19 protein-coding genes are annotated in these 18,848 nt (G+C 71.5%); 14 read left to right on the plus strand and 5 right to left on the minus strand.

The window, feature by feature from the left end:
- From ACFFIA_RS00770 to ACFFIA_RS00780, 3 genes are all read right to left on the minus strand, one after another.
- Window positions 1–687 (minus strand): SAF domain-containing protein, encoded by a 687-nt coding sequence (locus ACFFIA_RS00770; protein ID WP_377243671.1) that lies wholly within the window; start codon window positions 685–687, stop codon window positions 1–3.
- 67 nt (window positions 688–754) lie between these two features.
- Window positions 755–1,657 carry a hypothetical protein gene (locus tag ACFFIA_RS00775; RefSeq protein ID WP_377243674.1) on the minus strand — a complete coding sequence of 301 codons (903 nt, stop codon included), beginning with the start codon at window positions 1,655–1,657 and terminating at the stop codon, window positions 755–757.
- Entirely contained in the window at window positions 1,651–2,196 is a 546-nt protein-coding gene (locus ACFFIA_RS00780) for a hypothetical protein (protein WP_377243677.1), read from the minus strand. Before ACFFIA_RS00780 ends, ACFFIA_RS00775 begins: the two co-directional genes overlap by 7 nt.
- Window positions 2,197–2,561: 365 nt before the next feature.
- Between ACFFIA_RS00780 and ACFFIA_RS00785 the strand changes: the two genes are divergently transcribed.
- The 11 genes from ACFFIA_RS00785 to ACFFIA_RS00835 all read left to right on the plus strand — a co-directional run bounded on the left by ACFFIA_RS00785 (window position 2,562) and on the right by ACFFIA_RS00835 (window position 13,844).
- Window positions 2,562–3,293 carry a prepilin peptidase gene (locus tag ACFFIA_RS00785; RefSeq protein WP_377243680.1) on the plus strand — a complete coding sequence of 244 codons (732 nt, stop codon included), beginning with the start codon at window positions 2,562–2,564 and terminating at the stop codon, window positions 3,291–3,293.
- An 84-nt stretch (window positions 3,294–3,377) separates the two neighbouring features.
- Window positions 3,378–4,892 carry a deoxyguanosinetriphosphate triphosphohydrolase family protein gene (locus tag ACFFIA_RS00790; RefSeq protein WP_377243683.1) on the plus strand — a complete coding sequence of 505 codons (1,515 nt, stop codon included), beginning with the start codon at window positions 3,378–3,380 and terminating at the stop codon, window positions 4,890–4,892.
- 210 nt (window positions 4,893–5,102) lie between these two features.
- Window positions 5,103–6,299 (plus strand): helix-turn-helix domain-containing protein, encoded by a 1,197-nt coding sequence (locus ACFFIA_RS00795; RefSeq protein WP_377243686.1) that lies wholly within the window; start codon window positions 5,103–5,105, stop codon window positions 6,297–6,299.
- A gap of 118 nt (window positions 6,300–6,417) precedes the next feature.
- Complete coding sequence (locus ACFFIA_RS00800; RefSeq protein ID WP_377243689.1) at window positions 6,418–6,645, plus strand: flavin reductase; 228 nt, start codon at window positions 6,418–6,420, stop codon at window positions 6,643–6,645.
- 49 nt (window positions 6,646–6,694) lie between these two features.
- Window positions 6,695–7,666 carry an ABC transporter ATP-binding protein gene (locus ACFFIA_RS00805; RefSeq protein WP_446686951.1) on the plus strand — a complete coding sequence of 324 codons (972 nt, stop codon included), beginning with the start codon at window positions 6,695–6,697 and terminating at the stop codon, window positions 7,664–7,666.
- A gap of 68 nt (window positions 7,667–7,734) precedes the next feature.
- Window positions 7,735–8,577 (plus strand): ABC transporter permease, encoded by an 843-nt coding sequence (locus ACFFIA_RS00810; RefSeq protein ID WP_377243849.1) that lies wholly within the window; start codon window positions 7,735–7,737, stop codon window positions 8,575–8,577.
- 12 nt (window positions 8,578–8,589) lie between these two features.
- Window positions 8,590–8,844 (plus strand): helix-turn-helix transcriptional regulator, encoded by a 255-nt coding sequence (locus ACFFIA_RS00815; RefSeq protein ID WP_377243692.1) that lies wholly within the window; start codon window positions 8,590–8,592, stop codon window positions 8,842–8,844.
- A gap of 173 nt (window positions 8,845–9,017) precedes the next feature.
- Complete coding sequence (locus tag ACFFIA_RS00820) at window positions 9,018–11,369, plus strand: Tex family protein (RefSeq protein ID WP_377243695.1); 2,352 nt, start codon at window positions 9,018–9,020, stop codon at window positions 11,367–11,369.
- 149 nt (window positions 11,370–11,518) lie between these two features.
- Window positions 11,519–12,073, plus strand: coding sequence for a sigma-70 family RNA polymerase sigma factor (locus ACFFIA_RS00825; protein ID WP_377243698.1), 555 nt, complete (start codon window positions 11,519–11,521; stop codon window positions 12,071–12,073).
- A 104-nt stretch (window positions 12,074–12,177) separates the two neighbouring features.
- Complete coding sequence (locus ACFFIA_RS00830; RefSeq protein ID WP_377243701.1) at window positions 12,178–12,822, plus strand: adenylate kinase family protein; 645 nt, start codon at window positions 12,178–12,180, stop codon at window positions 12,820–12,822.
- Complete coding sequence (locus tag ACFFIA_RS00835) at window positions 12,822–13,844, plus strand: zinc-dependent alcohol dehydrogenase (RefSeq protein WP_377243704.1); 1,023 nt, start codon at window positions 12,822–12,824, stop codon at window positions 13,842–13,844. Before ACFFIA_RS00830 ends, ACFFIA_RS00835 begins: the two co-directional genes overlap by 1 nt.
- Here ACFFIA_RS00835 and ACFFIA_RS00840 read toward each other — a convergent pair.
- Window positions 13,789–16,383 (minus strand): hypothetical protein, encoded by a 2,595-nt coding sequence (locus ACFFIA_RS00840; RefSeq protein WP_377243706.1) that lies wholly within the window; start codon window positions 16,381–16,383, stop codon window positions 13,789–13,791. The genes ACFFIA_RS00835 and ACFFIA_RS00840 overlap by 56 nt on opposite strands.
- An 18-nt stretch (window positions 16,384–16,401) precedes the next feature.
- Between ACFFIA_RS00840 and ACFFIA_RS00845 the strand changes: the two genes are divergently transcribed.
- Genes ACFFIA_RS00845 through ACFFIA_RS00855 form a run of 3 tightly spaced genes read left to right on the plus strand, consistent with a single transcriptional unit; the run spans window position 16,402 to window position 17,776 of the window.
- A complete protein-coding gene (locus tag ACFFIA_RS00845) occupies window positions 16,402–16,869 on the plus strand; it encodes an aminoacyl-tRNA deacylase (protein WP_377243709.1) in 468 nt (155 codons plus the stop codon).
- Between the two features lie 53 nt (window positions 16,870–16,922).
- The gene (locus ACFFIA_RS00850; RefSeq protein ID WP_377243712.1) at window positions 16,923–17,246 is read left to right on the plus strand and encodes a DMT family transporter; all 324 of its coding nucleotides are present in this window, start codon (window positions 16,923–16,925) and stop codon (window positions 17,244–17,246) included.
- The gene (locus tag ACFFIA_RS00855; RefSeq protein WP_377243715.1) at window positions 17,243–17,776 is read left to right on the plus strand and encodes a TetR/AcrR family transcriptional regulator; all 534 of its coding nucleotides are present in this window, start codon (window positions 17,243–17,245) and stop codon (window positions 17,774–17,776) included. Before ACFFIA_RS00850 ends, ACFFIA_RS00855 begins: the two co-directional genes overlap by 4 nt.
- Before the next feature lie 24 nt (window positions 17,777–17,800).
- On the opposite strand, the gene fgd is transcribed toward ACFFIA_RS00855, so the two are convergent.
- On the minus strand, window positions 17,801–18,805 hold the full coding sequence (gene fgd / locus ACFFIA_RS00860; RefSeq protein WP_377243718.1) for a glucose-6-phosphate dehydrogenase (coenzyme-F420): 1,005 nt from the start codon (window positions 18,803–18,805) through the stop codon (window positions 17,801–17,803).
- Window positions 18,806–18,848 lie beyond the last annotated feature (43 nt).

Genomic DNA, 18,848 nt, shown 5'->3' on the forward strand with positions numbered 1-18,848 from the left:
TCAGGCAGCCCCGGTCAGGATGACGGCAAGCCGGTTTTGCGCGGCCAGCGTGACCACCGCGGGCGCGTCGCGGCTGGCCAGCGCCAGGTAGATCACGAACGTGGTGCGGTCGGGCCCCTTGTCGTCGGGCTCGGCGGCGTCGACGACGGTCGCCTCGTATCGCGTGGTCTGCGTCGCGCGCGGCTCGCCGGTGGTGGAGCTGTTTTGCGGCGGCGTGCTCACCAGCAGCACCTTGTCGCCTGGACGGAGGCTCTTGGCCGGCACCTGGTTGGGCTTGAGGCCGATCGCCACCTGCTGCTGGCCGGGGCCGAGCAGCGGCTTGTCGGTGAGCTGCTCCATCGTGATCAGCGTGTCGGGCACCAGCGTCACGGCCGCCCGCTTGCCGATCACTTCGTTGATCTTGTCGGCCGAGACGAGCGCCAGCCCGACGCCACCGGCCACCTGCACCGAGCGCACGTCGTCGGCGGTCAGCTCGGTGCCGACCGAGACCGGCCGGGCGACCGCGAGGTAGGTGCCCGTCGCGCGCACCGAGGTCACCGCGAACGCCGCGCCCAGGCCGCCGAGTGCGATCAGCAGCACGGCGAGGCCGAGCAGGCCGGGGCGCATGCGCCGCTGCCGCACGACCCGGGGCGGCTCGACCGGCGCCTCGACCGGGCCGCTTACGCGGTGGTTGGCTGCCAGGGTCATGGCCGTCCTCGCTTCACTGCCCGCGGCGACGAGGCTGCGAGCGGACCGCGCCTCATGTTTTGCTCGCTCAATCGGTCACCACCTGGAGCTCGTTGATGCGCACGCCGACGGTGGCCTCCCGGATCTGCGGCGCCTCGATCGTGCCGGTGTCGCCGGTGCTGGCGTACCAGTCGACGGTCCACGTCGTGGTCGCGGTGACGGTGAACTTCTGGCCCGGCTGCTGCCGGCTCGACTTGTCGAAGACGTGACCGCAGTCGGGCGACGGGCCCGTCGCCCCCTTCGGGTATGGCGTGCCGCCGCTCGGGCAGCTGATGGGAGGGCTGCCGTCGCCCAGGTCGAAGGTCAGGTTGGTGACTGTGGCGGTGATGTCCACGCGCAGCCCTCGCTCGATGTCGTAGCTGTCGATCGGCCCCCAAGTGTCTTCAGCCTTCTCGACCCAGAGCCACACCGGGAGTCCGACAAGTCCGGCGCCACTGGGATCGGGCTTGATCTGGAGGTCGGGCTCGCGCAGCGTGATCAGGGCGAGGGCCTGGAGGGCGACCGTCTCCGGGTCGGGCGGCGGCTCGGACCCGGCCGGCGGCGCGTCGAACCAATCCGGCTCGCCGACACCGGCGGCACAGGACGGCACGTACCAGCCGCCGTTGGGGTTGCCGTTGGGCGGCGGCGGGCGCTGCGGCTCGGCGAGCTTGTAATAGCACTCGTCGGACTGGTTGAACCAGCCGAAGACCGGGTCGTAGCAGGCGATCGGCTCGCCGCCCCGGGTGCAGACGCGATCGCCGCCGCCACCGTCACCGCCGCCGTTGTTACCGCCGCCGTTGTTGTTACCGCCACCTTCGCCGGGGTCGGTGCCGATCACGTGGCAGCTGTCGGAGCCGGGCGGGCACTCGCCCACCGGGTCGGCCACGGCGGCCGAGGGGACCGCCAGCACGACGAACGCGGCGGCCAGCGCGAGCAGGCGGCGGGTCAGCATGGCTGGTCCTGGTGCACGGCGCCGTCGCTGATCAACCAGCGGCCGCCGGGATAGAGGGTCGCGGTGGCGGTGGCCACGTATCGCCCCCCGGCGGCACCGGGCACGGGCTTTTTGCTTTTGGCGTAGACCATCTTGTATCCCGAGGAGTCAATACAGTCCTGAATGGACACCGTTGGCGGATCGGCGGTCAGGTCGAGGGCGCTCACTCGCGGATCGGAAACCATCTTTCCCGTGCGGACGGCACCGTGTGTCTTGAGGTCGCGAACGGTGTCTCTGACCCGAGTGAGCAACGGATCAGCGAGATATTTCGACAAGGCCGGATGAGTGGGATCGGGATCTGCCGACGCCTCGCGGGAGGCCGCGAGATAGCCGCTGTATGCCGCGAGTGCGGCCTTGGAGGCTGCTTCCGCATCCGGGCCGGCGGAGGCGGCCGGTGCCGGTGCGGTGGCCGGCGGCGTGGCCTCGCCGGATGAAGAACAGGCGCCGATCAGCAGCGCGACGAGGACCGTAGAGGCTCGGCCCAGGTGCTTTGCGGGCAACGGTGTTTCCTCTCCCCTTGGCCCACGCCCGGCGCCTCCGAACCGACCGTGTGCCGTCCTTGCTGTCTTGCCCCCCAGGCAATTTGTGCATTGAGAACCGTCGCCGCGCGGTCGGCGGACGGCTGGTGCTTTCACCCAAGTGGGCAGCATAGGCTGACTGCCGCCGATGCAACAGAGGTAATTCAAATGATCACGAGGAGTGATGATCGTCGGCGGCCGCATTCTGGGAAGGGTGAGATGAAGATCGATTGGCGGGATGCCGGTATCAGGCCCTATGTCCCCGCGCATCTCGGACAGTCGGCGTCGTTTGGGGTCGGATGTGCCAATCGCATTTTCCGCGAGCGGCAGTTCACCCTGCGTGGTCCATGGATCGTGGTCTGATGGCGTGGATCGTGGTCGCCGCGGTCGTCGGGCTGCTCCTCGGTCCGCTACTGCGCGCACAGGTTCTTGTACACGCCGTACCAGCCGGCGAGCCCTGGCGGCACACCTGCCCGCACTGTGCCGAGCCGCTGCCCGCCGCGTTCCTCCCGCCCACCGGGCGCTGCCCTCGGTGCCGAGCCCGCGTCGGACCGCCCCCGGCGCTGGTCGAGGGGGTGGCGGCCGCCGCGCTGGCGCTGGTCGCGTGGCGGATCCGCGAGCCGCTGCCGCTGCTCGCCGTCGCGTGGGTCGTGCTCCTCGGGGTCGTACTGGCGCATGTGGACTTTGCCGTGCGGCGCTTGCCCGACCGGCTGACGCTTTCCGCGGCCGGTGGCGCCCTCGTCCTCTTCGGACTGTCCGCAGTGGCCGACGGCGAGTGGGGCCGGCTCGCCTCCGCCGTGGCGTGCGCGCTCGCGGTGGCCGCCTTCTACCTCGTACTCGTGCTCATCTCACCAAACGGGATGGGGCTCGGCGACGCGAAGGCGGCGCTGTCGGTCGGTCTCGTGGCCGGCTGGTTCGGCTGGGGGATCGCGGTGGCGGCGGCGGTGGCCGGCTTCCTGCTCGCCGGGCTGTACGCCACCGGGCTGCTGCTGCTCCGCCGGGCCGGGCGCAAGGACCACATCGCCCACGGCCCGTTCCTGCTGCTCGGCGGCCTGGCGGCGCTCGCCGTGCTGCTCTGAGCGCCCGGCCCGCTCCACCGACCCGCCGATCCGAGTACGGCACGGCCGGCGCCTCCGCAGGCCCGTGTGGGCTAACGTCGGATCATGGATCCGCGGGCCCAGCGACTGTTCGGCGGCACCGCGATCGCACCCGGCGACCTCGCGGCGAGCCCGTTCCGGGTCGATCGTGACCGTATCGTCAGCTCACCGTTTTTCAGCCGCCTAGGCGGCGTGACCCAGGTGATCAGTCCGGGCGGCTCGGGGCTGCTGGTGCACAACCGGCTCACGCACAGCCTCAAGGTCGCCCAGGTGGCGCGCGCGATCGCGGAGCGGCTGGGCGCCAACGAGCGATACCGCGGCCTCCTCGACGAGCTGGGCGGATGCGATCCCGACGTGGTGGAGGCGGCCGCGCTCGCGCACGACCTGGGGCATCCGCCCTTCGGCCACCTCGGTGAGCAGGTGCTCGACCGGCTCGCCCGCCAGCGGCTCGGCCTGGCGGACGGCTTCGAGGGCAACGCGCAGTCGTACCGGATCGTGACCAGCACCGAGATCCGCCGCGCCACGACGATCGGGCTCGACCTGACCGCCGCCGTGCGGGCCGCGATGCTGAAATACCCGTGGACCCGCCACTCGTACCCGCATCCGCACCCGCGCCACCTCGACCCACCACCGCGCGGGGCCAGCCCGCCGCCCGGCGATCCGGAGAGCGGTTCGGTGAAGTTCGGCGCGTACACGACCGAGGTGGCCGACCTGCGGCACGCCCGGGAGCCGTTCGCCGGGCGGATCGCCGACTGGCAGCAGACCGTCGAGGCGTCCGTGATGGATACGGCGGACGACATCGCCTACGCGATCCACGATGTGGAAGACTTCCACCGCGTCGGCGTACTCCAGCAGGGCTCGGTGGCGACCGAGCTGATCGCCTGGCAGAACGAGGCGGCCGAGCTGAAGAAGCTGGCTGACGGCGAGCTGGACGCCGGTTCCCGCCGGCCCGGCCGGTCGGTGGAGCGCCTGCGCCGCCACCTGCACCGCAAGGACGCGTGGATCAGCGACGAGGAGGCATTCGCGGCGGCGGTCGAGCAGGTACGCCACGAGCTGGTCGACGGCCTGCTGGCGGCGCCCTTTGACGGCTCGGTGGAGGCGGAGCAGTACGTGGCCCGCTTCTCCGCCCGCTGGACCCGCCGCCTGATCGGCGCGATCACGGTGGTGCCCGACCCGCCGGTGCGGTCCGGGCACGTGCTGCTCGCGCCCGCGCAGTGGCACGAGGTGCAGGTGCTGAAGTTCGTCCACCAGGGCTTCGTGCTGGCCCGCCCCGACCTCGCGCTGCACCAGCGGGGCCAGGCGAGCCTGCTCACCACGCTGGTGGAGGCGCTGCACGCGTGGCTGCTCGACCCGGACGAGCAGGCCCGCCTGCCACGCCGCCTGCACGATCTGGTCGAGCTTGCCGACGCCGAGCTGGATGCGCTGGAGGGTAGCGCGCCAGGGCCGGAGCGGGCGATACAGGCCCGCGGCCGCGCGGTGATCGACTTCGTCGCGGCGCTCACCGACAGCCAGGCCGTGGCGCTGCTCGACGCGCTTTCCGGCCGCTCCCGCCAGCTTTGGACCGACGCCTTCGTCCTCTAGAAAACCTGTATCAAGAGACAGACCTGGGCTGCCGCGATGTCCGTCGCGGTCCAGGCCGCTGCTCCCGCAGCCTCGCCCTCCGCGGTCCACGACCCCCGGGTAGCGGCACGTGAATGAAAAGATCCAAGAGGCTTCCGTCACCTTTCGGGGTCTTCGCGGCGCCAGGCGTAGCGCGTACCGTCTATCTAAGACGGTCCCCGGGGAGCTGCGATGCGGTCGACGCTTGGCGCTCAACTGTCCGCCCTGCGCCGACGGCGGGCGATGTCACAGCGCGATCTGGCCGAGCGGGCGGGCGTCTCCGTCGACCTCGTCCGCAAGCTCGAGCAGGGGCAACGCCACGCCACACGGATCGCGAGCCTCACCGCGCTCGCCAACGCGCTCGACGTCACCCCCGCTGACCTGCTCGGCAAGCCGCGCGGGCTGCCGGCGGGGCGGGTCAGCGGCGAGGTGGGCGCGATCCGGCGCACCGTGCTCGGCGTGCGGCGGCCCGAGGTCACGCCGCCCGGGCCCGACGAGCTGCGTACTCAGGCCCGTGAGGTTTGGCGGCTGTACTGGGCGGGCCGATACGCCGAACTCGCCCGCGACCTGCCCCACCTCGTCGGCGCCGCGCGGGCCGCGGTCGAGACGGCGTCCTCCCGCGAGCGGCCGGCGGCCTCGGCGACGCTGGCCGAGTTGCTCCAGCTCACCGCCTCGCTGCTGGCCCACCTGGCGCACGAAGACCTGGCCCACCTGGCGCTGGCCGAGGCGGCGCGGGCGGCCGAAGACTCCGGCGACGAGCTGCTCTTCGCCGGCCAGCAGGCGACCCGATCGTGGGTCCTCTCCCGCCAAGGTCTGTGGTCCGAGGCGGAGCACGTCGCGGTGACCACGGCCGAGCAGGTGGAGCCGGCTCTCTCCCGCGCCTCGATCGACCAGGTCGCGGTCTGGGGTGAGCTGCTGCGGTACGGCACCACCGCGGTCGCCCGCTCCGGCCGGCAGTCCGAGGCGCAGGAGATGCTCGGGCTGGTCCGGGCCGCCGCCGCGCGGATGGCCGGCGACCGGCGCAGCACGTACGTCGGGATGGCTTTCGGCCCGACCGTCGCGGCGATGAAGGCGGTCGACGTGGCGATCGCCGGCGACCGGCCCCGGCAGGCGATCAAGCTGGCCGAGCGGGTCGAGCATCCGGAGGCGGCGCCCACCGCGATGCACGCCCGCTACCTGCTTAATGTCGCCTGGGCGCAGATGACCGACTGGCGCTCGCAGGATGCCGTCGACACGCTGCGCACGGTCGAGGTGCTAGCGGCCGAGATGCTGCCGCACCAGACGATCGTCCACACGATCATCGCCGAGCTGTTGCCCCGCCGCCGCAAGCAGCGCCTCCCCGGGCTCGTCGGGCTCGCCGAGCGGATCGGCGTCACGGCCACGGGGTAGGACGTGGCGTCCCCGTTTCGGCACCGCCGGAGCGACAGGGTCGCCCAGTGCGCCACACCGGCCCGGCCCGGCGCCGCCGTACGTTCCCTCACATCGATCCGACGATGGGGGTGAGAGCATGGCCGCCGGCGAACATACGCCGACCCGGCCGTCGTGGACATGCTCCGACTGCGGCGAGGACTGGCCATGTGACAAGGCCCGGGGGCAGCTCGGTCAGGAGTACGGCGAGCACCGCGTCAACCTCGCCGTCTACATGGCCACGCAGCTTGGCCACGCGGCCGGTGAGCTGTCGGGAGTGTCCACCACAGAGCTGTACCAGCGCTTTATCGCCTGGACCCGCCCGTAGTACATATACTACAGTTTGGAGGAGATTTTAGACGAGACGGGGGATGTATATGGCCGTCGTGAGGCAGTTGCGGGCACCGGCGGTCGTGACGGAGCAGCCCGACGACCTCGCCGCGATCGAGGTTCGTGACCTCCGCATGCGCTATGGGGACAACGACGTGCTCAAGGGCGTCTCGTTCACCGCCCAGCGTGGCGAGGTGCTCGCGTTGCTCGGGCCAAACGGGGCGGGAAAGACCACCACGATCGAGATCCTGGAGGGCTTCCGGATCCGTTCGGCTGGTGAGGTGCGAGTGCTGGGCGTCGATCCGGGGCGCGGCGATGAGCAGTGGCGGGCCCGGCTTGGCGTGGTGTTGCAGTCCTGGCGTGACCACTCCAAGTGGCAGGTGCGCGAGCTGCTGGCCCACCTGGGCCGCTACTACGCGGCATACTCCACGCCCCGGATCATCCGCCCGTGGGATGCCGATGATCTGATCGACGCGGTCGGCCTGACGCCGCACGCGGCCAAGCGGGTCGGCCAGCTCTCCGGTGGCCAGCGGCGCCGCCTCGACGTGGCCATCGGCATCGTCGGCCGGCCCGAGCTGCTTTTCCTCGATGAGCCGACGGCCAGCTTCGACCCGGAGGCCCGCCGCGAGTTTCACGACCTCGTGCACAGGCTCGCCGACATCGATGACACCACGATCCTGCTCACCACGCACGACCTCGACGAGGCGGAAAAGCTCGCCGACCGCATCCTGATCCTGGCCGGCGGCACGATCATCGCGGATGGCTCGCCCGACCAGCTGTCCCGCCGCATCTCCGCCGACGCCGAGGTGCGCTGGAGCCGTGACGGTGCGCGTTTCGTGCACGCCACCGGCGACGCCACCGCGTTCGTGCGGCAGCTCTTCGCGGAGCACGGCGACGCCATCGCCGATCTCGAGGTCCGCCGCGCCAGCCTGGAGGACACCTACATGGCCTTCGTCCGGGAGTACGAGTCGGGTCGCGGCGCCGCCGCTCTGCGCGCGTTCGAGGAGGTCACGCGATGAGTGAGCGGGGCGGGGCGGTAACGCTCGGCGGCACCGCCGCGCAGTCGAGCCGGCCGGCGGTGCGCCGGATGACGCTCGCGGCGCGGGCGGGGCTGGCCCGGGGGCGGATCGAGCTGCGGCAGACGTTCACCAATGGGCAGGATCTGTGGAATTATCTGTTTCCCGCCATCATCCTGCTGGTCGTCATCTTCTTCATGCGCAACGCGACCGTGCCGGGCACCGACTTCTCGCTCGGCGCGCGCACCATGCCGAGCGCGTTGGGCATGGGCATCGCCTTCAGCGGGCTCGTAACGATGGCGATGGCGCTCACGATCGACCGGGAGGACGGCACGCTGCTGCGCGCCAAAGCGATTCCCAACGGGATGCTCGGCTACCTCATCGGAAAGATCACGCTCGTGTCCGGGATGGGCCTGATCAGCCTCACCCTCCAGCTCGTGCCCGGTCTCTTCGTGCTGGACGGTCTCTCCGTGCGCGGCGCTTCGGGCTGGCTCACCCTGGCCTGGGTCGTGCTCCTGGGCATGGTGGCCACGATGCCGATCGGCGCCATCTGCGGTGCGCTGATCTCCAATGCCCGCAACATGGGCATCATCATGTTGCCGATGATGGGTCTGATCGCCATCTCGGGCATCTTCTACCCGATCACCAACTACCCCGTGTGGTTGCAGTGGATCGCCCAGGTCTTCCCGATCTACTGGCTGGGGCTGGGCACGCGGTCGGCACTGCTCCCCGGCGAGCTGGCCGCCGTCGAGATCGGCGCGTCCTGGCGTCACCTGGAGACGGTCGGCGTGTTGGGCGTGTGGGCCGTCCTCGGGCTGGTCGTCGCGCCGATAGTGTTGCGCCGCATGGCCCGGCGCGAGTCTGGTTCGCGCGTGGCCGCCCGCCGTCAGAAGGCCATGGAGCGGATCATATGAGGGGCGAGGCGGATGAGTGAGGTCATCTACAACCGCATCGCCATGCTGCGCGCCGAGCGGGGCATCTCGCGGCGGCAGCTCGCCGAGGCGCTGGGCGTGCACTACCAGACGGTGGGCTACCTGGAGCGCGGCGAGTTCAGCCCCAGCCTGCACCTGGCGCTGCGGATCTCGCGCTACTTCGAGGTGTCGGTCGAGGTGATCTTCTCTATCGACCCGTTCCCCCGCATCGGCACCGCGAGTTCTTCAGACGCGCAACGCACGGCGTAACCGCATCGCCGGTCGTCATTGTCGAATGCCATCCGCGGTGGCTGGCCGGAGAGCGCGCCGATCACCCCTGACCAGCGGCTCGTCATCGATGCCGCCACCGGTCGACCAGGAACGCGGAATCGCCGGACACCGTGTCGGTCGTCGCCGGCGAGCGAAACACCTAGGATCGCTCCGTGACGACGGAACGGATCTCGACTACCCAGCGGATCGCCGACGAGCTCGGTGTGCGAGAACGGCAGGTGGCGGCCGCTGTCGACCTGCTGGACGGCGGGGCGACGGTGCCGTTCATCGCCCGCTACCGCAAGGAAGTGACCGGCGCGCTCGACGACGCGCAGCTGCGCACGCTGGAGGAGCGGCTGCGCTACCTGCGCGAGATGGAGGAGCGGCGCACCGCGATCCTGGAGTCGATCCGCAGCCAGGGCAAGCTCGACGAGGCGCTCGAGGCGCAGATCATGGCCGCCGACTCGAAGGCGCGCCTGGAAGATATCTACCTGCCGTACAAGCCGAAGCGCCGCACGAAGGCGATGATCGCGCGCGAGGCGGGGCTGGAGCCGCTGGCTGAGCTGCTGCTCAGCGACCCGACGCAGGAGCCGCTGACCGCCGCCGCGGGATACGTCGATGCGGAGAAGGGCGTGGCCGACGCGGCCGCCGCCCTCGAAGGTGCCCGCCACATCCTGATCGAGCGCTTCGCCGAAGACGCCGACCTCATCGGGGCCCTCCGCGAGCAGATGTGGACGCGTGGTCGGCTGGTCTCGCGGGTACGCGAGGGGAAGCAGGACGACGGCGCCAAGTTCGCCGACTACTTCGACTTCGCCGAGCCGTTCACCAAGCTTCCGTCGCACCGGATCCTCGCGATGTTCCGGGGCGAGAAGGAGGAGGTCCTCGACCTCACGCCGGAGCCCGAGGACCCTGAGGGCCCCAACTCGTACGAGCCGCGGATCGCCGGCCACTTCGGCATCACCGACAAGGGGCGGCCGGCCGACCGGTGGCTGCTCGACACGGTGCGCTCCGCGTGGCGCGTTCGCATCCTGATCCACCTCGACGCCAACATCCGTAGCCGGCTGTGGCAGGCGGCCGAGGAGGAGGCCGTGCGCGTCTTCGCCGCCAACCTGCGTGACCTGCTGCTCGCCGCGCCCGCTGGCACTCGGCCCACGATGGGGCTCGACCCGGGCTTCCGCACCGGCGTGAAGGTGGCGGTGGTCGACGCGACCGGCAAGGTGGTCGCGACGGAGACGATCTACCCGCACGTGCCGACCCACCGGTGGGACGAGTCGATCGCCACGCTGGCCAAGCTGGCGGCGGCACACAAGGTCGAGTTGGTCGCGATCGGCAACGGCACAGCGTCGCGAGAGACCGACAAGCTGGCCGGCGACCTGATGGCCCGGCATCCCGAGCTCAAGCTCACCAAGATCGTGGTGTCCGAGGCGGGCGCCTCGGTCTACTCCGCGTCCGCGTACGCCTCGCAGGAGCTTCCCGAACTCAACGTCTCGCTGCGCGGCGCGGTCTCCATCGCCCGCCGCCTCCAGGATCCGCTCGCCGAGCTGGTCAAGATCGACCCGAAGTCGATCGGCGTGGGGCAGTACCAGCACGACCTCTCCGAGGTGAAGCTCTCCCGCTCGCTCGACGCCGTTGTCGAAGACTGTGTGAACGCGGTCGGCGTCGATGTCAACACCGCCTCCGCGCCGCTGCTGACCAGGGTCTCCGGCATCGGTGAAGGGCTCGCCGCGAGCATCGTGATGCACCGCGACACCAACGGGCCGTTCCGCTCCCGGAAGGCGCTCAAGGACGTGTCGCGGCTCGGACCGAAGGCGTTCGAGCAGTGTGCTGGCTTCCTGCGCATCCCCGGCGGCGAAGATCCGCTCGACGCGTCCAGCGTGCACCCCGAGGCGTACCCGGTGGTCCGGCGCATCCTGACCGCGACGAAGAGTGACCTTCCGACGCTGATCGGCAACGGCTCGGTGCTCCGGAGCCTCAAGCCGGTGGACTTCGTCGACGACACGTTCGGCCTGCCCACCGTCACCGACATCCTCAAGGAGTTGGAAAAGCCGGGGCGTGACCCGCGGCCGGCGTTCAAGACGGCATCCTTCGCCGAGGGCGTGGAGACGCTGGCCGACCTGAAGCCGGGGATGGTGCTGGAGGGCGTGGTCACCAACGTGGCCGCGTTCGGCGCGTTCGTCGACGTGGGCGTACACCAGGACGGCCTGGTGCACGTGTCGGCGATGTCGAAGACCTTCGTCAAAGACCCGCGTGACGTGGCCAAGCCGGGCGACATCGTCCGTGTGAAGGTGCTCGACGTCGACGTGCCGCGCAAGCGGATCTCGCTGACGCTCCGCCTCGACGACGAGGGCGGCGCGGACAGAGCGAAGGCCGGGGGCAACGACGCCGCCGGCGGCCAGGGGCGCCGCGACCGGCCAGCCAGGCAGGGCGGCAAACGCCCAGCTCAGCCGGCCCGGCCGCCGCAGGGTGCGATGGCCGACGCGCTGCGTCGCGCCGGGCTCGACAAGGGATTCGGCAACCCGCGCTGAACTGGCCAGTAGACACGAGATAGTTTCTGTTATCGCATCGCGCGCACCGCGCCTCCTACTACCAGGGGGGTCGGGCGTGCCCGGCCCGGTCAGGCCGACGACCGTGAGGTGAGTGTGTCTGTGACCGTGTTCGCGTCGGGCGGCCCTGCATGACGTCGGGGCTGACCGCGGGACGGCACCACCGGGGCGAGGGCGACAACGAAGACGCCCTGGTCCGCGAGCTGTACGAGCAGCATGCGGCGCCGCTGCTGAGGTTCGTCCTCCAGCTCGTCGCGGGCGACCGCCAGCGCGCGGAGGACATCGTGCAGGAGACGCTCCTGCGCGGCTGGCGCAACGCGCACCGGCTCGGGGCGCAGGGGCAGGTCTCCCTGCGCCCGTGGCTGGTGACGGTGGCCCGGCGGATCGCGATCGACGAGCACCGCAGCCAGAGCGCGCGCCCCGCCGAGGCGTACGGCGTGGACCTGGAAAACGTCTCCGAGCCGGACGAGAGCGAGCACGTGCTGCGCCGCATGGCGGTCACCGACGCGCTGCGCACGCTCAGCCAGCCGCACCAGGAGATGCTGCTGGAGACGTACTTCAAGGGGCGCACCGTCGCCGAGGCGGCGGAGGCACTGGGCCTTCCGCTCGGCACGGCGAAGTCTCGCGTCTACTACGCGCTCCGCGCCCTGCGCAGCGCCTTGGAGAAGCGCGGCGTAACCGACTGAAGCCAAGATCAAGGCGTGAGCTGCCGGGATGCCAGCGACGCACGCGACGCCAGGGCGAGGGCTCTGTTGCTGGAGTGTGCGGGCGCAGCGGGCGAAGGTGTGCGATGGTGCACCTCATGCGCAAGTACGTCGTGATGGGCGTGCAGGGCAGCGGTAAAGGTACCCAGGCCGCGCTGCTCTGCCGGGAGTACGACCTCGTGCACATAAACGTCGGCGACATCTTCCGCTGGCACGTGCAGCACCACACCAAGATCGGTGCCCAGGTGCGGCGCACGATGTCGGCGGGCGACCTGATCGGCGACGACCTGGTCGAGTCGGTGGTCAGAGACCGCCTCCAGCAGCACGACTGGAACTACGGCTTCGTCGTCGACGGCTTCCCGCGCAACGGGCGGCAGGCGGAGTTCTTCCTGGAGAGCTTCGACATCGACGGTGTGATCCACCTCGACCTGCCCGACGACGAGGTGCACCGCCGCGTGCTCAACCGGCGGCTCTGCTCCCTCTGCGGCATGGACTACAACCTCATCGCCGACCGCCCCGAGGAAGAGGGGAAGTGCGACGTCTGCGGTGGCGAGCTGATCACGCGAGCCGACGACACGCCCGAGGCGCTCGCCGCCCGGCTGCGTGACTACCACACCAAGACCAAGCCGGTGCTCGACATCTTCCGCCGTAAGGAGTACGTGGTGACGATCGACGCCCGCCCCGAACCGGAGGCCGTGCAGCGGGAGATCCGGCAGAGGCTCGGCCTCTGATGCGCGTCGCGCGGCTGCACGGCGTCGGGGACATCCGCGTCTCCGACGAGCCGATGCCGGCGGTGGGTCCGGACGAGAGCCTGGTCAGAGTGACCGCCGTCGGCCTCTGCGGCTCCGACCTGCACTGGTACACCGAAGGCGGCATCGGCGACGCGCGCCTGGCCCAGCCGCTCGTCGTCGGGCACGAGATGGCCGGCGTGGTCGAGGACGGGCCGAGGCAGGGCGAGCGGGTCGCGATCGACCCGGCCATCCCCTGCGAGCGGTGCGACCCGTGCGGTCGTGGCCACCGCAACCTCTGCCTCGCCATCCGCTTCGCCGGCCACGGCACGCTCGACGGCGGCCTGCGGGAGTACCTGGCCTGGCCGAGCGCGCGCCTGCACACGCTCCCGGACGAGCTGTCCGACGCCGACGGCGCGATGCTCGAGCCACTCGGTGTCGCGCTGCACTCGCTCGACCTGGCGCATCTGCGGCTGGGCATGACCGTCGGCGTCTTCGGCTGCGGCCCGATCGGGCTGTTGCTCGTGCAGCTCGCCCAGCTGATGGGCGCTCGCGCGGTGTACGCCACCGAGCCGCTGCCGCACCGCCAGCGCGCCGCCGAGGCGTTTGGAGCGTCGCTTGTGGACAATCCTGACGGGCTCGACGTCGACGTGGCGTTCGAGGTGGCGGGCACCGACCCCGCGGTCGAGGCGGCGATGGTGGCCGCCGCTCCGGCCGCGCGCGTGGTGCTGGTTGGCATCCCGGACGGCGACACCACCACGTTTCCCGCCTCGGTGGCGCGCCGGAAAGGACTCACCATCGCGATGGTACGGCGGATGAAGGAGACGTATCCTCGCGCGATCGACCTCGTCCGCCGCGGGCTTGTCGACGTATCCACTGTGGTCAGTGCCCGTCATCCCCTCGACGAGACCGGTGACGCCTTCGAGGCCGCGGTCGCCCGCCACGGCCTCAAGGTGGTGGTGGAGCCGACTACTCCGGTGGCACCTGGCGAAGGTCCGGCCGCGGGCTCGGCGTCCCCCGCGTGAGCACGTCGCCGGGGCCGCCCTCGGCGAGGTTTCGCAGCAGCTCGTCGGCGGCCGGCCAGAACGTCGCGTCGCCCGGCTCGAACCAACCGGCCTCCGCGTCGCCCGGCGGGTCGTACGGGTAGTCGGCGCCGGCCCGCCGCAGAAAATCGTCGCGCCCGGCGAGGATGTCGGCGTAGTACGGCGCGCTCTCCCGCACCGCGCCGCGCAGCTCGTCCAGGTTGTCCAGTGTGGAGCGCAGGCGCAGCCACCGGTGCCGGTCCCACTGCTTCGTGTGCCCGAAGCGGCGGGTCAGCCGCGCCCCGGCGAGCGCGCCGCGCAGCGCCATCGAGGCGATGATCTCGCGAGGCATGTACAGGTTGGTGCCGCCCTCGTCGGCGCGCTGGCGTACCCAGGCGACCCGGCCGCGGTAGCCGGGCATCGCGGTCTGCATCGAGTCGCGCCACGACCGGGCGGTGTCCACGATGGACCCGACGAACGTGGTGCCGGCCGTCCCCAGGTCGGTCGCCGGCACCACCGCCTGCTCCCAGTCCTGCGGCAGCCACACGTCCTGGTGCGGGAACTGGTAGGGATGCTGCCCGAGGTTGAGCCCGAACGTGGGCCACCGGGGCAGCGGCGAGTCGAAGAGGTGCACCGGGAAGTTGGAGGTGATGCCACCGTCGGAGAACCACAGCGCCTGCGCCCGTCGCCGGCCGTCCTCCGGCCACATGAGACGGTTGCGGGCGTGGTCGAGGATGCCCCGGCCGAACTCGTCACCGATCTCCGTCGCGGGCACCAGCCGGTACAGGCGGATGCCCTTGAAGAGCGCGGGCAGCGCGAGGCTGAGCCGTACCGCGAAGATGACCGGGAGATTCCAGGGGTCGGGCAGCCGGTGCAGCGTGACCGCCTCGGCGTTGGGATCGGTCTGCGGCACCGTCACCGGCGCGGGGTCGCGCATGGCCGCGATCACCTCCGGCGGGAAGACCGCGTCGTCGCCGTCGGCCAGGTCTTCCATCCGGAAGTAGAGCGTGCCGGCCTCCGGGTCGCCGGGCTCCACCGCGGTCAGCGGAAAGCGGTACGGGCGCTGGCGGGACAGGTCGGTCGTGATCAGTTCGAGGTTGACCAGCCGCCGTTCGGGATGGCGGGCGAGCTGGACGATCTCCGGCGTGGCCAAGGCGAGCGGCTTGAACGAGCGGCCCTGCCACAGGTGCCCGAAGCGGAGCACCTCGCCCTTCTCCAGCGCGGCCACCTCGCTGAGGCAGTCGCTCAGCCACGGGATCACCGCGCGCGACACGGTGGGCCGGGCGGCGCCGGCCAGAAACTCCGAGGGGCGGCGCGAGGTCTGCGGCGCCGCGCCGGCGAGCAGCCCGAAGTGCCGGCGGCCGACCCCCACGACGTACCGCCACGCGCTGGTCGCGACCACCGCGCCCATCGCCAGGCTGAGCGCCGCGCCGGCGAGCGCGCCGGCGACCCAGTCCCACCAGCGCAGCCAGGTGAGGACCGCGGTGACGGCGAGCACGACTGCCGCGCTCAGCGGGCGCCACAAGGAGTACGACAGCAGGCGCTTTTCGGTCTGGTGACGGCTGGAGACGCTGGTCAGCAACGTGAGCCAGCGCGGTGGCGAGGGCTTGGGGGAGCGGCTCGCGAGCGTGGGCACCAGCACGAGCACCGCGCCGACGCTGGCGAAGAAGAGGTAGAGGTCGAGGGCGGCCCAGCCGTACCGCCCCCAGCCGTGGTCACCGCCGGGCCGGTCGACCGCCGGCCAGGAGGGCAGCCGCGCGCCGACCCACACCGCGAGCCAGAGCCCCATCGCGGCCAGCGCGGCGACCATGAGCTTGGACCACTTGCCGAACGCGAGCAGCAGCGCGAGCGCGCCGGCCCACACCTGCCGGCGCATGAACGCGGTGACCAGGGCGAAGAGGCGGCGGTCGCGCGGGCCGGGGCGGAAGAGCTGCGCCAGCCGGTACGCGTCGCGCTCGCCGCCCAGCTCCTCCGGCGACACCTCGGCCAGCCACGCGATCGTGTCGGACAGGCCCACGAATCCCGGCCGGACGTGGCCATCCCGCCGCTCCTCCTCGGACAGTGGCGCGTACGCCTCCGCCGGGAGTCGGCTGCTCCGCCCCACCTCGGCGGCGGCGGTCACGGCGGCGGCGATCGCCCCCGCCGAGGCGCCGCCCACGTTGCGTACGCGGAAGCGGCTCGCCACCTCGCAGACCGCGAGCGGATACACCACGCCGGACGTCGTGCCACCGCGCATGGTGAGGTCGACGCTGTGCCGCATGTACGAGCGGCGCACCTCCTCGGCCGCACCGTCCACCGTGTGCGGTGGCGCCCACACCTCGGGCGGCGCGTCGGGCAGCGCGTACGTCTCCGGGTTGCCGTATCCGCCGACGAGCCCGGGCGGCGGCTCGTCCCACAGCCACTGCCGCCCGGCGGCCGGATCCGAGACGGAGAGTCCGGCGGGCAGGTCGTCGGCGCGCAGCAGGGTCGGGTACGGCACGCGCTCCTGGCCGATGAGCCGCTGGAGTGCGAGGCGTGCTTCACCGGAGCTTCGGACAGCCATGCGGATAGTCTGCGGGGCATGGCAAGTGCCGCGCTGCAAGCGCTCGACAGATCCGGTGTCGCCTATCGGATCATCCGCCACGGCCCGGTGCACAGCCTGCCCGAGGCCGCCGAGGCGCGCGGCGTGGAGATCCCCGACGTGGTCAAGACCATCGTGGTACGCCGGGGCGACGACGACTTCCTCTTCGTGCTCGTCCCCGGCGACCGGGTCATCTCCTGGCCCAAGCTGCGCACACTCCTCGGCGTCAGCCGGCTGTCCATGCCGGATGCCGCGTCGGCCAAGGAGGCGACCGGCTACGAGCGGGGCACGATCACCCCCTTCGGCTCGACCCGGAGCTGGCCGGTCGTCGCCGACGAGCGCCTGCGCGGGCGGGAGATCACGCTGGGCGCGGGCGAGCACGGGGTGGCGGTCGCGGTCGCCGCGGGGGAGGCCCTGGCCGCGCTCGACGCCACGTACGCCGACGTCACCGACCCCGAGACGACCTAGTCGCAGCTCCTGTACGCTTGTACATGTACAGGTGTACCAGATGGAGGCGACCCATGGCGTACGTGTTTCTCGGGCTGGCCATCGCGGCCGAGGTGCTCGGCACCAGCCTGCTCAAGAGCACCGAGGGGTTCACCCGGCTCTGGCCGACGGTGGCGACGCTGAGTGCCTACGGGATGGCGTTCTTCACGCTCTCCATGGCGATCCAGAAAGGGCTCCAGGTCGGCGTCGGCTACGCGATCTGGTCCGGGCTCGGCACCACGCTGATCGTCGTGATCGGCGCGCTCTTCCTGAGCGAGCCGGTGACCGCGACCAAGGTGATCGGCGTCGTGCTCGTGGTCGCGGGCGTCGTCGTCCTCAACCTCGGTGGTGCCCATTGACCAAGCGTGACCCCGAGGGGCGCCGCCGCCGGATCGTGGAGGCGGCGAGCCAGCTCGTCGCCGAGGTGGGCGTCGCCGGGCTGACGCACCGGCTTGTCGCCGCTCGTGCGGAGGTGCCGCTCGGCGCGACCACGTACTACTTCGCGAGCCTCGACGACCTCTCCGCCGCCGCGCTCCAGCACCTGACCGACGAGACGGTGCGGGAGCTGGAGGGCTGGGCGGCGGCGCTGGCGGCCAGCGACCGTCTGCCGGCGACGCTGGCCGCGCTCACCGCCGACTACCTCGCCGACCGGAGCCGGGCGCTGCTGGAGACCGAGCTGTACGTGGCGGCCGCACGCCGGCCGGAGCTGCGACCGCTCGCCCTGGCCTGGGCGGACGGGCTGACCCGGGTCCTCGGCGCCCACGCCCCACCGGCGGCGGCGCGGGCGGCGGCGACCTTCCTCGACGGCGTACTGGTGCAGGCGCTGGTCCGGGACGAGCCGCTCGACCTGCCCGCGCTCGAAGCGTCCCTCACGAAGCTGCTGACCTGATCCGCTCCGGCGCGGCCCGGCCCGTCAGCCGATGGCGCGCAGCCGCGGCAGGAGGTCTTCGGCAAACTGGGTCAGGAAGCGCTCCTGGTCGTGCCCTGGCCCGTGGAAGACCAGGTGGTTGAGGCCGGCGTCGACGTAGGGCTTGATCTGCGCCAGCGCCTCGTCCGGGTCGGAGGCGACGATCCACCGCTTCGCGACCTGCTCGATGGGGAGTTCGTCGGCGAGGCGTTCCATCTCCTCGGCGCTGTCGACGGTGTGCTTCTGCTCGGCGGTCAGCGACAGCGGCGCCCAGAAGCGCGTGTTCTCCAGCGCGGCGGCCGGGTCGCGGTCGTACGACAGCTTGATCTCGATCATCTTGTCGATGCCGCCGGCGTCCCGCTCGGCCGCCGCCGCGCCCTCGGCCACCGCTGGCATCAGCTTCTCCGTGTACAGGTCCATGCCCTTGCCGGACGTGCAGATGAAACCGTCGCCCGCGCGGCCGGCGTACTTCGCGACCAGCGGACCGCCCGCGGCCACGTAGATCGGGACCGGGCGCTCGGGACGGTCGTAGATCCGGGCGTTGACCAGCTTGAAGTGCTCGCCCTCGAAGGTGACCTCGTCCTTCGTCCACAGGGCGCGGATCAGGCGCACCGCCTCGCGCAGCCGGGCGTAGCGCTCCTTGAACTCGGGCCACCGCATGCCGGAGACAGCGATCTCGTTGAGCGCCTCGCCGGTGCCGACGCCGAGGATGACGCGGTTGTCGTGGAGCAGCGCCATCGTCGCGAACGCCTGCGCGATGACCGCCGGGTTGTACCGGAACGTGGGCGTGAGCACGCTCGTGCCGATCCGTACCCGTCGGGTCCGCTCGCCCACCGCCGTCATCCAGGAGAGGGCGAACGGGGCGTGGCCGCCCTCGTGCCGCCACGGCAGGAAGTGGTCCGAGCTGAAGACGCTGTCCAGGCCGACCTCTTCGGCGCGCACCGCGTACTCGACGAGTTGCCGCGGCCCGAACTGCTCCGCCGATGCCTTGTAACCGATCGTGAGGCCCATGACCCGTCCCCTTTCGCCCGCCCGGGGTCAACACCTGAACCGT

This window comes from Phytohabitans kaempferiae, from assembly GCF_042433955.1.
GTDB classification, from domain to species: Bacteria; Actinomycetota; Actinomycetes; order Mycobacteriales; family Micromonosporaceae; genus Phytohabitans; species Phytohabitans kaempferiae.